Annotated in this window: 9 protein-coding genes; 4 read left to right on the plus strand and 5 right to left on the minus strand. The window is 39.3% G+C overall.

What is annotated here, in order from left to right; genetic code table 11:
• Positions 1-2: 2 nt before the first annotated feature.
• Both ADICYQ_RS23225 and ADICYQ_RS23230 read right to left on the minus strand, forming a co-directional pair.
• Positions 3-1,409 (minus strand): sulfatase family protein, encoded by a 1,407-nt coding sequence (locus tag ADICYQ_RS23225; RefSeq protein WP_020889324.1) that lies wholly within the window; start codon positions 1,407-1,409, stop codon positions 3-5.
• Positions 1,410-1,453: 44 nt separating this feature from the next.
• Positions 1,454-2,932, minus strand: a complete 1,479-nt coding sequence (locus ADICYQ_RS23230) for a sulfatase (RefSeq protein ID WP_020889325.1) — start codon at positions 2,930-2,932, stop codon at positions 1,454-1,456.
• Positions 2,933-3,586: 654 nt separating this feature from the next.
• Here ADICYQ_RS23230 and ADICYQ_RS23240 point away from each other — a divergent pair.
• The 4 genes from ADICYQ_RS23240 (at position 3,587) to ADICYQ_RS23255 (ending at position 10,424) form a co-directional block, all read left to right on the plus strand.
• Positions 3,587-4,852: an exo-alpha-sialidase gene (locus tag ADICYQ_RS23240; protein WP_020889327.1), complete on the plus strand. Its 1,266-nt coding sequence runs from the start codon at positions 3,587-3,589 to the stop codon at positions 4,850-4,852.
• Positions 4,853-5,032: 180 nt separating this feature from the next.
• On the plus strand, positions 5,033-7,057 hold the full coding sequence (locus ADICYQ_RS23245) for an FAD-dependent oxidoreductase (RefSeq protein WP_020889328.1): 2,025 nt from the start codon (positions 5,033-5,035) through the stop codon (positions 7,055-7,057).
• Between the two features lie 332 nt (positions 7,058-7,389).
• Positions 7,390-8,808, plus strand: coding sequence for a Gfo/Idh/MocA family protein (locus ADICYQ_RS23250; RefSeq protein WP_020889329.1), 1,419 nt, complete (start codon positions 7,390-7,392; stop codon positions 8,806-8,808).
• 20 nt (positions 8,809-8,828) lie between these two features.
• Positions 8,829-10,424 carry an FG-GAP repeat domain-containing protein gene (locus tag ADICYQ_RS23255; RefSeq protein WP_020889330.1) on the plus strand — a complete coding sequence of 532 codons (1,596 nt, stop codon included), beginning with the start codon at positions 8,829-8,831 and terminating at the stop codon, positions 10,422-10,424.
• 85 nt (positions 10,425-10,509) lie between these two features.
• Here ADICYQ_RS23255 and ADICYQ_RS23260 read toward each other — a convergent pair whose 3' ends face one another.
• From ADICYQ_RS23260 to ADICYQ_RS23270, 3 genes are all read right to left on the minus strand, one after another.
• Positions 10,510-11,574, minus strand: a complete 1,065-nt coding sequence (locus ADICYQ_RS23260) for a zinc-binding metallopeptidase family protein (RefSeq protein ID WP_040417864.1) — start codon at positions 11,572-11,574, stop codon at positions 10,510-10,512.
• Positions 11,575-11,717: 143 nt separating this feature from the next.
• On the minus strand, positions 11,718-12,776 hold the full coding sequence (locus ADICYQ_RS23265; protein ID WP_040417867.1) for a BF3164 family lipoprotein: 1,059 nt from the start codon (positions 12,774-12,776) through the stop codon (positions 11,718-11,720).
• A 551-nt stretch (positions 12,777-13,327) separates the two neighbouring features.
• A complete protein-coding gene (locus ADICYQ_RS23270; RefSeq protein WP_020889334.1) occupies positions 13,328-14,737 on the minus strand; it encodes a Gfo/Idh/MocA family protein in 1,410 nt (469 codons plus the stop codon).
• Positions 14,738-14,777: the final 40 nt, after the last annotated feature.

Genomic DNA, 14,777 nt, shown 5'->3' on the forward strand with positions numbered 1-14,777 from the left:
ATTTAATGGTTTTTTAGATTGAGTTTCATTTCTTCCAACACTACTTGGTAGTCAGGATGATTTATAATATTTTTCATTTCAAATGGATCCACTTCCAAGTCGTACAATTCATCCATGTTTTCAAGGTCTGTGTATTGAATGTATTTATAGCGAGTTGACCTAATTCCCTGATAACCCATATTGACCATTCTAGGCCATACCTTATCGGAATAGTATTCCATGAAAAAAGAGGTCCTCCATCCTATTGGATCCTCCCTCTTAATCAAAGGCAATAAAGATTCTCCGTCCATCAAACTGTCCTTTCTTAGCCCTGCAAATTCAAGTAAGGTGGGTGCCAAATCTATATTAAGTGTCATTTGGTCAATTTCAAAACCTTTATTTGTAAGTGGTGGATACTGTATAAGTAACGGGATCCGTAAGGACTCTTCATAAGCCAGCCTCCTTTCTTCATTCAAACCATGTTCTCCATAAAAATACCCATGATCACTGGCAAAGACCACAACGGTATTGTTGACCAATTTTTTATTTTCCAGCCTATTAAGAATCTCTCCCAGGCCTTCATCAATAGCCATTAACATTGCTGCACGGTCCCTTATCACCCTTTCCGGCGTACCCGTTTCTTTCCCCAATTCTGGTAAATCATTAATCTCTCGCATTAAAGCAGGCTTGTCTTTCGGGGTGACAAAGGCATTGGGGCGGCGATTGAATGTGTCTTTTTCATACTTGCCCTTATGCCTTTCTGCTGGTACAAAACCTCCACCTCCAATAGTGGTCACCTTACCAGTCGCATCCTGATGCAAGTTGGGGTGCAATCCTTTATGAGAGAGGTACAATAAAAAAGGTTTAGTTCTTTCTTTACTTATGAAATCAAGGGAGTATTGGGTTAAAATATCGGTTACATAACCCTCTTTTTGAATTTCTTCTCCATTCGCATTAAAGTCTGGATCATTGGCTTTCCCCTGTCCTTTTAAAGCTACCCATTGGTCAAAACCTGGTCTTGGCGTATTGTCATTTCCCATGTGCCATTTTCCAATAAATGCGGTTTCATACCCCTCTGCTTGCAGTTTTGCGGGGAATGTTTTCAATTGGTGGCTTAAAGCACTTCTATCTGTATTGTCTATGATACCATGGGAATAAGCATATTTTCCCGTCAAAAAACTGGCCCTACTAGGTGAGCAAAGTGGTGTAGTAGCAAAAGCATTTTTAAAATAAGCAGCCTTTTCTACTAAACGATCAATATTGGGCGTTTTGATGTAATTGTGGCCGGCCAACCCAAATTCATCCCATCGTAAATCATCCACCAAAACCACGACAATATTGGGAGGCTGATTTACCAATTCGCTCTTATCTTCAACTTTACAGCCAAAAAGCATTAGCAATAGGACACTAAAAGAGTAAAATTTAATCATTGATGTTCTATAATTCAAATGGTGGCGATTCATTTTGTAGCGCTTTAAGGTAAAGAGATGCTATTTCTATTCACCATGTGATTTCTCAATAACTCAGTCATTTCGGCTACAACAGCTTTGTTTTTGGGCTTGTCCACTGTATTTTCATTTTCATCAGGATCATTGACTAGATCAAATAACATATTTGATTTTAATTGACCGTCTTTGTCATAAAACTCAGTGTAAGCATGTGTTTTAGTGATAACTGTTTCGCCTCCTAGGTTTGACCTACTGAATATTGCTTTTTTGCCTTCTGCCATTGGGTCGTCCAATATTGCAGCAAAACTTTTTCCTTGTGCATGAATCGGTGTATTGATGCCAGCCAATTCACAAAGTGTAGGATAAATGTCAACCGTCTCGACCAAGGACTGCTGTTTCACATCGGATATTTTACCCGGTATTTTGAAAATAAGCGGGATACGCGTAGAGGTATTAAAATTGGAGTGTTTACACCAAAGTTCATGTTCCCCTAGTTGCCAACCATGGTCCCCCCATAAAACCACAATGGTATTTTCATCCAGACCCAGGTTCTCCAATTCATCTAAAACCCTTCCCACCTGGGAATCTACATAGCTCACACTGGCATAATATCCATGAATGAGAGCTTTGGAAAGTTCCTCAGAAAATGGGCCTTCATTTGGGATATTGGAATAAGCCCGGAGTTCACTGTAGTTATGAAGGGATTCTTTTGGGGCGTTTTTAGGAGGATAAAAATTAGCCGGTAATTCAATGGCTTCCCTATCATAAAGGTCCCAATACCTTTTGGGCGCATTGAATGGTAAATGGGGTTTTTTAAAGCCAACAGCCATAAAGAACGCTTCTCCAGTGCTCTTAAATTTTTGCAATTTCTCCATGGCTTTGGTGGCTATTCTACCATCTTCGTAAGCCACATCTTCTATTTCCGGGTTTTCAAAAGCTGGCCCTCTGTTTGGCAGGTTTTGATTGTTCCTGGGTTTGGTATTGTATTGCCTGTCTTCATTCAGACTTTTAAAAATACTAATCCCCTCCTCGGATTGGTAATCCCATGCCGTGGTGGTCAAGGCAGGTCTCCATATATCATCCCAACTACCTTTTCCATCTTCAAAATTGTTATAAACTTTCCCTAAGGAAACAGTAGAATAATTGTTGTTTTTGAAATGCATGGGTAAACTTACCAGTCCTGGCACATCTTTGTCCTGAGAACAGTTCCAGCCATTGAAACGATTGGTACTCCCATATAAACCAGAAAGAAGAATGGCCCTACTGGGACCACAAACTGGATAGTTGACATAGGCTTGGGTAAATAATTGCCCCATTCTGGCCAGTCTGTCAATGTTTGGTGATTTAATATGCGGTTGATCATAACAGCCCAGTTCTGGCCTGAGATCGTCAACCATTATAAACAAGATATTAGGTGGTTTTAAAGATTTATTCGCCGACTGACCTTGAGCCTTTAAGTATATCCCTCCAATGATTAAAATAAGGATGATATTTCTTTTCATCATTATAGTATAAGTGTTAAATTTTTAAAATTGAGATAAGTTTTACAATATTTTTCATTTTCATAACCACCGATGACTTGACTCGAATCAAGTTGTTGCAAGGATATATCATTACCACGCCCCCTATGAAAGAAGAGTGACAAAAGATGAAATATACCCCCACAATAAATTATATTTTTTAATAATAGCTCAATAAAAAACATAAAATTTGTCATAAAACATTTATTTCAGAATTATACACTGATTTATTCGAGATATTAAAATTATAATTCATGAAGTCGATTAAATTTAAACCTCCTGGGAAATCGTAAATAATGATTAAAAGAAACCACCACTCTAATCTACCAAAACTATTGAGTTGTGGTAGTAAAAAGCTATAAGTTGTCGTCACGAAAGCCCTTGATGTCAACTAATTGATGACCACAATGACTTATACCTTTTGACAAGGTATAGGCGAAAACCAATCTACTGCTCCTGGTGCTATCATCAAATAACCCGGAAGAAATATTGTATTGTAATTTCTATATAGATTAGCTATTTTGTGACCTCCAAACACAAAATAGCAATAATATTATTGGTAAAACTTTGACATCTATACCAATAATGTTTACCCCAAAGCGCTCATTCGTGAAAAATATTAAAGTAACAACGTTAAACATGAAAAGCATAAAAAAGCATTATTTGAAAGTATTTATTGTATTGTTTTTTTTCCAAATTATTGGCTGTTCTCAGAAAAATGAAAACATTAAACCAGCGGATTACCCTGACCCGGAAAGCAACCCAACGTCCCATCTAATGTTGATGGGAGACTGGTTTGAGCATCCCCACGATATTGATTTTGATAAGCTCCCAAAAATCCCATCCGAACATGCGCTCGTAAGTGATGTGACGGCTGAAGGAGTAAACCACCCTACTTTCTCGGAAGCAAAAACAAGTGGTGGTGTCAACCAACATTCCTATATCACTTTTTACAATGACAAGTACTGGCTGATGTGGAGTGATGGCCCTGGTGTCGAAGACAGGGTTGGGCAGGTAGTGAAATATGCGACAAGTACGGATGGACTCAACTGGTCTGAACCTGATTTTCTCACTTCCTACCCAGAAGGATCCGGTCCAGAATCAGAACATTACAATACCCGAACTGAAAAAGGGAAGCGTTGGATTTCCCGCGGTTTCTGGCAAAGGGATGGAGAACTACTGGCCCTGGCATCCCTTGATGAAGCCGCAGGTTTTTTTGGACCGAGTCTGGAACTTTGGGCTTATAAATGGAATGGCACATCCAATTCCTGGGAAGAAAAAGGAGTTGTTTATAAAAATGCCATCAACAATTTCCCTCCAAAACTTCTGCCATCAGGAGAGTGGCTAATGTCCAGGAGAGCTTATGATTATAAAGAATCTGGCATTGAATTTTTGCTCGGTGGAATTAAGGGCTTTGACCAATGGGAATCCTATCCCGTAACAGGTTCTACCACTGAAATGGATCCTGAAGAGCCCTACTGGTGGGTGCTTCCTGACGGAAAAAACCTGATGGCACTCTTTAGAGACAACAGGAAAAGTGGTTACCTCTACAGGGCATTCTCCATTGATAATGGCCGGACATGGAGCAATCCTGTGAAAACAAATTTCCCTGATGCCAGGTCAAAATTTAATGGTTTAAGAATGAGTGATGGCAGGTATGTGCTGGTTTCTAACCCTCACCCTGAACGACGGGATCCGCTCACATTGGCCATTAGCGATGATGGAATGGTATTTACCAAGATGGGTTACCTGACTGGTGGCCGACACATCGATTATCCGCATGTGATAGAGCAGGATGGCCATTTACTGATTGCCTTTGCTGGTTCTGTAAAGCAAAAAATCGAAGTTTTAAAGGTAAAAATTTCCGATTTGGATAAGCTGGAAATGCCTCCTTTGAAAAAGTAAAAGGTTATTCAGTGCATGTGTATGAATAAACGGAAATTAAACAAATAACCTGGATTGCCTCGTTTTAATTCTTGGCCTGGATCGAATTATTCGAATCCTTATTGCAGATTCAAACTTGAACCAAAAATGCCTCTAATGAACACATCAAGTTTCGCTGCTTGTTAAAACATTGATTTAAAAATGAATAGAAGAAATTTCATAAGAATAAGTTCATTAGGAACCTTAATTACGGGTAGTGGAATAGCTGCTTCATGCGTAAATAAAAACGCTGATTCGGAGGGGGAAGATTATGCTGATATTGTTGTGGTAGGTGGAACGCCAGCAGGAATAATGGCGGCAATTGCAGCGGCAAGAATGGGATCTAAAGTAATTCTCACAGAATACCATTCTCACTTAGGCGGGATGACCACAAGTGGATTAGGTAAAAGTGATATAGAAAACAAAGAGGCCATTGCAGGTCTTTTTAAGGAATTCACCGAAAAGGTGCTGCAATACTATACAGAGAAATACGGAGATAACTCCAAAGAGGTCCTCCTTTGCAAAGAAGGCTATTATTATGAACCGTCGGTTGCCGAACTGGTATTTAACCAAATGATAGCGGAAGAGAAAAACATCAAGGTGTTATTCAATTACCAAATAGAGGAAGCCGAGCTGGAAGCCGGAAAGATTTCTAAGTTAAGATTTAAAGACCGTAGCAGTGGAGCCGATAAATCCCTAAAAGCTGAAGTATTTGTAGATGCTACCTATGAAGGGGATGTTTTTGCACTTGCTGGTGCCGCATTCCGATTGGGAAGGGAAGGAAAAGAGGAATTTGATGAAGCGCATGCAGGTCAAATATTCTTTGATTTCAATGAAAAGGCGTTTCTGGAAGGAGGCAGCGGAAAAGGGGATGACAGGTTGCCTGCCTATACTTACCGGCTGTGTATGACAGATGACCCCGAAAATAGTTATGTACTTTCTGAACCTCCTCATGGCTATGATAGGAACAACTATTTGGAATATTTTAACGATTTAAAGGACGGAAGATTAAGTGCTCCCAAGGTGTTTAAGGAAGGGCATGGTTATTATTCAGATCACTTTGATACAATGGTTAGGGTTTTTTCCTTCACCGAAATACCAAACCGAAAGTATGATGTCAACATCAACCCAAGACCATTGGGATTTCCATTTGTGGGAGAAAACTACTCCTATCCTGAATCCGATTGGGCTGCTCGAGAAAGAATATTCCAGAAGCATAGAGAACTGACCTTAGGCCTGATTTATTTTGTTCAAAATGATCCGGAAATCCCGGAAGCTCACAGAAATCTGGCCATGAAATACCACTTGCCGAAGGATGAATTTACAGACAACGAACATTTCCCATGGCAATTGTATATCCGCGAGGCAAGGCGACTAAAAGGGATGTACACCCTCACCGAAAATGATGTTACCCTGCGCGAGGATGCCCAAAGAACCACTGTTTTTGAAGACACTATTATTACAGGTGAATTTCCAATTGATAGCTTCCCTGTTTCCAAAGTTCCATCAAAGGACAATAAGGTATTGGAAGGCTATATAGGGATGTATGAAATATCTCCTTACCAGATTCCATACAGGATTCTGGTTCCTGAAAAAGTCCTGGGATTGATTGTTCCGGTGGCGGCATCCACTACACATGTTGCCTATTCTACCGTAAGAATGGAACCCTTATGGATGGGAATTGGCCAGGTTGCAGGCATCGCCGCTCACTTGTCCAGAGAAATGCAGGTCGAAATTAAGGATGTTCCTGTGCTACAACTCCAGAACATTCTTATCGAGAACCGTCAGATTTTGACGTACTTTAAGGACCTAGACAGAGCCGACAAGGCTTTTGATGCCGTACAGTTTTGGGGTACCAAAGGATTTTTTGATTCCTATTCGGCAAGGCCACAGGAAGATCTCTCCACCGAGGATTATAAACTTTGGCTTAGCATTTTTAAAGAATTGACGGACACTACAGGAATTATCTCTGAAACCAATTTGAAGACTACCGGTCATACTGTTAAGATTACAGCCATTAATGAAATCATTCAAACCCTAAATATGGCAGATGAAGCAGGCCTTAAGCCGGATTCCTGGCTGTATGAAAAAAGGGATACCAATTCTTTTGTATTGAGAGGTGAAGCGAGCATGGCATTGTATCAACTCTACAGAAAAGCCAAGTTAAATGTAAATCAAAACGCTTAAACGAAAAGTCTATTAATTTAGAGTTTGTTGTTCCTAATAGCATTCTATTCTAATGGCAGTATTTCTTAATTATTCAAACAATTAGCAATTGCTCTTAACCAAAGCTTGTAGTACTCAGGGGAAATTTAATCATGAAATAATGAAGTTTTGTGAAAAAAAATGGTTTCGATAACGTTTCCGGTATTATTATTAGATTTTCATTTCATTATTCTTTCTGTATTGACTATATAGTAAAAGGAATAATGTAACCATTGAAATTTCGACGAACCAAGTAACCAACATTAACCCTTCAATTTTTCTAACCTTATTTTTGACCATTAAAACTTTAAAGAATGAAAAATAACCGCAGAGAATTCATCAAAATTGCCGGAATGGCAGGTGCAGGGATAGTTGTAGGATCGGGAAGATCTCAGGCTGAAACCCAAAAGAAGCAGTTACACAAGCAATCTTTTAACATGCATGGTTATGCCGCTCCAAAAATGGACAGGGTACGGATTGGATTGATTGGAGTGGGTAGTCGTGGTTCAGGAACATTAAACCGTTTTGCAAGTATAGATAATGTGGATATTATGGCTTTGTGTGATATCCTCCCAGGCAATATTGAAAAAGCACTTAAAACAATAGAAGGTTATGGACACAACCCTGACACCTATTCAGACGGGGAAGAAGCTTACAAAGCGCTTTGTGACCGCAATGACATAGACTTGATTTACATTGCTACCCCTTGGAAATTCCATGCTCCCATCGCTGTTTATGCCATGGAAAGAGACAAACACGTCTATACTGAATTACCTGTAGGTATTACCCTCGAGGAATGCTGGCAGGTGGTGGAAACTTCCGAAAGGACAAAAAAGCATTGCTTTATGGGATGTGGCTCATGTCATGACCCCATGTCGGCTACCGTTTTGAATATGGCTAGAGATGGCTTTTTTGGTGAATTGATTCATGGAGAAGGAAACTATGTTCATGATAGGGTAAATGGTCCAGATAGGTGGGAAAGAGATGCCGACAATTGGTTCGGTTACCGACCTTGGCGCTTAAAAGAAAATGTTGGTAGGAATGGCAACCTTTACCCGCAACATGGTCTGGGACCAGCTGCCCAGATGATGGATCTCAATTATGGAGATCAAATGGAATATTTGGTTTCCATTTCTAGTGGTGATTTTACCATGGCGCCTAAAATGAAAGAGCTGGCTGAAAAAGACCCTTATTTCGAACCTTATGATGGACTTAAATTCCGTGGAAACATGAATACTACCCTTATTCGTACTTTTAAAGGGAGAACCATCATGTTGCAACATGACATAAGCTCACCTAGACCTGGTTCCAGGTTCCAAATGATCAGTGGCTCCAAAGGCATCTATGAAGCCCGACCACCAAGAATAGCGATTAGTGAGGATTATATGGAAGAAAGTGAATTCAAAGCACTTGTGGAAAAATACACCCCAAAGATGACGAGAACGTTCCAAGAGAAGGTATCACAAGCTGGAGGAATTAAGGGAAGCAGATCCTACGAAAGGGTTACAGCAAGTGATTGGCGCCTGATTGATTGCCTCAGAAATGGATTGCCTTTGGAAATGGATGTGTACGATGCTGCCTTGTGGACAGCCGTTACTCCTTTGAGTGAACAATCAGTAGCCCAACAAGGCAAAACAATGAAGGTTCCTGACTTTACTTCTGGTGCATGGAAAACAAATAAAAGAGGAATGGACATTGATTTAAAAGAAGGTGGCACAACCAATTTAATTTAAGGGTTGGAAAGTGAATTTTCATGAACAATAAAAGCATCCTACCACTGAAGTTTATTTTCTTTTGCCTCTTGCTCAACTTTTCCTGCAATGGTTCTGGGGAAAAGAAAGTTATCCAAAAGCTTGAGTCTGAAAATGCCATCTCCGGGAAGGAACTGTCAGAAAACCATTGCCAAAGCTGTCATTTGTATCCAGATCCATCTGAACTGGATAAAAAAACCTGGGAACGGTCGGTATTGCCGCTGATGGGAAGGTTGTTTGGAATTTATGAAGCAGAGGTGCCAAGAATTAAAATCCTAGAAGGCGCTATTAACAAAAAGGCCGTTGAGGAGCTTCATATGTTTCCTGAAAAACCCAGCATTTCTGCTGTCCACTGGGAAAAGATAAAAGCTTTTTATTTAGCGGAAGCACCTGAGGCGTTAGACCAAACCCTTTGGGAAGAAAGTAAAATTGGCCATTTGGAAGGTTTTGAAATGGTGGAGCCTAAAGAAAATGGGAAGCTTCAGAACATAACGTTCTTAAAAACAGATTCCAATCTTAAGGGCATCTATGTAGGTGGTGCTTCTGGGGAGCGGGGTTCTCTGGCCATTTTAAATAATGACAACAGGATTTCTCAAATGATCCCTCTTCCTTCTGCCCCGACAGATGTAGCGTTTGGAAAGGACGAGCTCTCCATCACACTGGCTGGTTCGCTCAGGCTTTCCCCAGGGAAAAACAAATTTGGAGATTTGATCACCTTGTTCAGAAATCCTGGAGACCTTCAATATTCGTCTTTCAGGAAGTTTTTGAGTCAATTGAACCGTCCTGTTCAAACAGTTTTTGAAGATATAAATGGCAATGGGCTAACCGATATTCTGATAGCAGAATTTGGGTATTATACCGGAGCCCTTACTTTGTTTCAAAACACAGGAAAACCGGAACAACCTTATAAAAAAACTACCTTGAAAAATGTCTCAGGGGCAATTCATACCGATGTTCAGGACATGAACGGAGATGGAAAAAAGGACATCATCACGCTTTTTGCTCAAGGGGATGAAGGAATATCTATCTTTTACAATGAGGGAGAAGGTCAATTTAAAGAAGAAAGAGTATTGAGGTTTCCTCCTACTTACGGTTCCGTATCTTTTGATTTGGTGGATTTCAACCAGGATGGACATCTGGACATCCTTTATGGGAATGGAGACAATGGGGATTATCCACCCATTTCAAAACCCTACCATGGGCTAAGAATATTTGAAAATGATGGAGAAAATAACTTTAAGCAGGTTTATTTTTTCCCTATGAATGGAGTCAATAAATGTGCCGCTGCAGATTTTGACCAGGATGGCCAACTTGAAATTGTTGCGGTAGCCTATTTTCCTGATTTTGATTTACCAGGCAGGCAGGATTTTGTTTACCTGAAGCAGGAAGCCCCCTATGCTTATCAGCCCCAGGTTTTAAAAACAAAACTAGATGCACGGTGGATTACTTTTGAAATCGGAGATATAGACAAAGATGGCGACTTGGATTTGCTACTTGGATCTAATGGCAAATACGACAATAAAGCAAATCCTTCAGAAAAACTTAAAAAGCTAAATGGCCCTTTGTTGATATTGAAAAACTTAAAAACACAGAAATAAATTAAGATGAAGCTTCTCCCCATTGGCCTCAGAAATAGGTGGAATTATTTCTGGTACCATTGTAGCGAAAAATGGCTTAAGACTTTTATTGAGTATTCAAATCCAAACTATGAATGAGTTCATGAATAAATGCAAGCTTTTTGCTAACTGGTGATGAAATGACAAAAGGATAAGTATCTGGAAGGCCCATGCTCCTATTCAAGCTGTTCAACGCCAAAGACAAAGAAGTCCATTGATTGAGGAGCATTGAAAAATCAACATAACTATAGGCATCCTCCGAAAACTGAGTGGAAACATTATCTGTAACTCCAGTAAGTTTTGGGTTTATAGACAAGCCAAAAGCATATGCAGTCTCCAAAGTGTCCACCATGTGAAGGTAATGTGCCCATGACTCCGCCCAGTCTTCCCATGGATGTGCACTGGAATAAGAAGAAATATAGTTCTCCTGCCAGTTGTCTGGTGCCCCATTACTGTAATGTTTGTCAAGCGCATCAGAGTAGGACATGCTTTCATCTCCAAAAACAGACCGGAATTTTGCTAGCCATTCCGTTTCTGCGATCAATACTTCCCAATAATAATGACCGATTTCATGCCTGAAATGTCCCAAGACAGTTCTGTAGACTTCGTCCATTTGTTTTCTAGCCATGGCCCGTTCTACATCGTCCGCCTCTGCTATGTTCATGGTAATAATTCCGGAAGCATGTCCAGTCAATACCTTTTTCTGATTTTGGCTGGCCTTAAACTCAAAGCCCAGTCCTTTACCAGAAGATTCATCCCATGGAAAAAAAGGGAGTTTCCATCTCAAAAGCGCATAAACCAGCCTGTGTTTGGCTTGTTCGATTTTTATCCACCTTTTCCTATAAGCAGGGTTAACCAAATCCGGTATAATCCGATTTAAGGAACAGGCCTTACAGTACTTTTCGGTGGATGCATGGGGTATCAACCAGTTGCAGGCGTCAAGCTTATTGTTTTCGCAAAAGCGAAAGGCAACTTTGGCTTCATCCTTTGTAATAAAATAGCCATTGGATTTTTCAAGAGCCAGCAGGTCAAGACTATTTGGGTCAAAACCCAATGAGGACTGGCAATGGCTACAATGGGTATTTTCAAAAAATGTCAGCTGACGGCAATGGCCACATTGGAAAAGTTTCATGGTTAACGTTTTAGGAAATATAAGGAAAATTCAGTGATATAGGCCACTAAAATTTAACCCTTTCGAGGTTTTTTTGGATTCTTAAAAATTTCCAACCATCAACATATTAAGTATTGTTCAGTTATAAAAGTTAGATGAAATCATTATAGGCTATATTTAATCAGCCTTATAACTCCCTCTTCAAAACTTAAGCCCATTAGATTCTCCTGATCATCAATAACAAAAGAAAACAACTGTCTATCTAAATTAAACTCATTTATTAACTGGCCTTCAAAATCGAATTGCAGCACTTTAAAGGAGTTATTTTCATCAGCCTCTTCCTGAAACATTTTACCTGTTTCCACATTTGCATACAGAAGGTAAATAAAATTATCGCTTAGAAACATATCCACAGTAAAGGTGATCACCCCACCGGGTATCAACAAATTGGTATCAGTCGAAAAATCCGGCATTACTTCATCACCAATCAATATGGAATTCCTGAACACTCCCTCCAAATCATAAAAATTCAATCTATTAAAATATTTCATGGATTGAACAATTACACCGACTTCTTCATTTATGCTTAAAAAGCTGTCATAGGCTATGGGTTTCTTTGTATTAAAATTGACATCTGGCAGGTCTGGAAAATAATTAGTCCAATGTTTTGTTTGGGAATCTTCATTAAAAATGAAAAAATTACCTTCTCCATTTATATGGTCTTTTCCAATAATAGTATTGTTTGGTAAAAAAGACAGTTCAAATCCTCCCAATATTTTTTCATTTACACGATAGGTTTCTTTTGGAACATCATTATTTTGAAATATATCCTTTAGTGAATACTCCTTTATAACCCTTTTATTTACATCATGCACTGTAAATCCAAACCCATCCTTCCCATAATTTTTGATACTGCTGGGAATTATATCCGGCATGCTTCCGAATTCTTCTGGCCCCTCTCCGAATTTGCCAAAACTGAATGTCTTTTTAAAGCCTTTATTGCTGTAAAATTGAAAGATTCCCTCAGCTGTCCGATCATGAAGAACGACCATAGAATCTATAGAATATATTTCAACAAGTCCGTTGTCATCATTTATTGCACTTATTCTCTCCCCTTTAATTTTTTCTGTAGTATCACTTATGTATACTTTATTTTTATTTGACTTTTCACTGCAAGAGAATAATGTAAGGAGGAAGCCAATTGAAATCGCAAGTGTTCTCATTTTTCTAACAATAATATTTTTATCATACGCCTAATGGCACCTATAATTTCCGGCACCTTCACCTAAACTTTACATTTACCAAATCTATCCTATTTTTGGCAAAAAACTATATTGACAAACAGGAAATCCTGACTATTCACACTATCATTAAAGTAGTGATCATTCATTTATTAAGGCTTTATGCATATGTGAAGCTATTTCTATTGAGCCTTCCTTAGTTGCAATGAATAATCCATATTATAAATACCATGTTGACAACCTTATTTTTCAATATGGTAATCTGGAGGTTTTATAAAATGCTTGAGTGTACTTTATATACTAAGTTTTAAAGTATGACGGAGGACAAGCGCTCGAAAGCAAACCTTAAAAAAAATTGTACGGCCTCATTGTATTCTTATAGCGAATAAATTAATCCTGGAAGAAAACAGTACTGCTGGCAATAGACTTCAATGAATTAATAAAAAAGGAACAAGCCATGTATTGTAAACCACATAGACTTGTTCCCATTATCTTTCTCAACCAATGCATTTGATAAGGAAAATTTCTTTCTTTTATATTTGATCTGGAACAGCAAAAGGCTCTCTATAAACCCTTGAAAGCATGGTATCCGCTTCAGGATCGTTGGCGAATTTCTCATAATCTCCCATAAACTTCAGTTCCCGTTTGACACGGTAGGAAATATTGGCCAATAAAGGTAAGGCTGAAGAGTAAAAGCCATCTCGCATATCACATTGGAGCATGGTATGGTCACCGGAACGAATTGTTTCGATAAAATTAGAAAAGAGCGTGGCTTTTTGTTCCGCTCCACCCTCTTCGGAACTTGCAAAAGGTTTCGTATCCCGATGATGAAAAGCCCTCCAGGTAGTGCCGCTAATCTCTAACCATCCATCTTCACCATAAAACAAATTGCCTACTTCCTTGCCATCACTCCCTTCATGGTTGGTATACCTTCCACGGGCTTCATATTCAAGCATGGTTCCATCGGCATATTTAAATAAGCCAGATTGAATATTAGGGGTTTCCTGACCTGACTTGTCATGACCATAAGTGTTTACATCTCCATAAACCATGGTGCCTGGGGTACAGTTTTCAGTTTGGCAATCATCCTGTTTGAAGCCATAAATTCCTCCCATAGAGTAAATGGTTTCAGGGTGTTCGTTCTTCTGAAGTCCCCAACGGGCAATATCCAATTGATGGGATCCAGTATTACCTGAGTCACCATTTCCAGTATCCCAGTACCAATGCCAATTGTAGTGACTTCTCTTCTCATTGTAAGGACGGTAACCTGCTGGACCTAACCATTGGTTGTAGTGGAAACCCGCTGGTGGTGTACCATTTTCTGCTGTACCATAAGAGTTTCTAAATTTATAGGTAAGAGCCTTGGCCATGTAAAGCTTGCCTATTCCACCTTCATGTAAAAATTGCATCGCATCTCTGACGTTATTGAAGGCACGGTTTGTTAAACCAACTTGCACCGTCAACCCACTTTTCTGCGCCGCCTGAATCATTTTCCTTCCTTCCCATATATTATGTGAAGCTGGTTTCTCAACGTAAACGTGCTTACCTGCCTGGCAAGCCCAAATTGAAGCCAAGGCATGCCAATGGTTTGGCGTTGCAATTGAAACTGCATCTATTTCTTTATTGTCCAGCACTTTTCTTAAATCCCATTCCAATTCCGGTTTTACACCCGTTTTGTCACTTACTATTTTGGATTTGGCATCAAAAAGATTTTCATCTGTGTCGCAAAGAACTTTCAAGACAACGTTATGGCTGTTCTTGATATCACAATAATTATTTATGTGTACGGTACCTTGATTTCTTATACCAATTTGAGCAAGGTTTATACGTTCATTTGAACCTATGATTGATCCATAACTTTTGGCACTGAACGCCATACCTCCTACAGCTATTCCAGCAGAGCCTAAAGCTGCTTTTTTAATAAAATCTCTTCTTTTAGTCATATTGTTTTATGTGATAATTGGGTAATTAGAATAATAACCA

Source organism: Cyclobacterium qasimii M12-11B (genome assembly GCF_000427295.1).
Taxonomy (GTDB): Bacteria; Bacteroidota; Bacteroidia; order Cytophagales; family Cyclobacteriaceae; genus Cyclobacterium; species Cyclobacterium qasimii.

Bases quoted from the DNA above. Each gene is read 5' to 3' on its own strand.
- ADICYQ_RS23265 (WP_040417867.1), bottom strand. From the start codon at position 12,776: ATGAGAACACTTGCGATTTCAATTGGCTTCCTCCTTACATTATTCTCT.
- ADICYQ_RS23255 (WP_020889330.1), top strand. From the start codon at position 8,829: ATGAACAATAAAAGCATCCTACCACTGAAGTTTATTTTCTTTTGCCTC.
- ADICYQ_RS23245 (WP_020889328.1), top strand. From the start codon at position 5,033: ATGAATAGAAGAAATTTCATAAGAATAAGTTCATTAGGAACCTTAATT.
- ADICYQ_RS23225 (WP_020889324.1), bottom strand. From the start codon at position 1,409: ATGATTAAATTTTACTCTTTTAGTGTCCTATTGCTAATGCTTTTTGGC.
- ADICYQ_RS23240 (WP_020889327.1), top strand. From the start codon at position 3,587: ATGAAAAGCATAAAAAAGCATTATTTGAAAGTATTTATTGTATTGTTT.
- ADICYQ_RS23270 (WP_020889334.1), bottom strand. From the start codon at position 14,737: ATGACTAAAAGAAGAGATTTTATTAAAAAAGCAGCTTTAGGCTCTGCT.
- ADICYQ_RS23260 (WP_040417864.1), bottom strand. From the start codon at position 11,574: ATGAAACTTTTCCAATGTGGCCATTGCCGTCAGCTGACATTTTTTGAA.
- ADICYQ_RS23230 (WP_020889325.1), bottom strand. From the start codon at position 2,932: ATGATGAAAAGAAATATCATCCTTATTTTAATCATTGGAGGGATATAC.
- ADICYQ_RS23250 (WP_020889329.1), top strand. From the start codon at position 7,390: ATGAAAAATAACCGCAGAGAATTCATCAAAATTGCCGGAATGGCAGGT.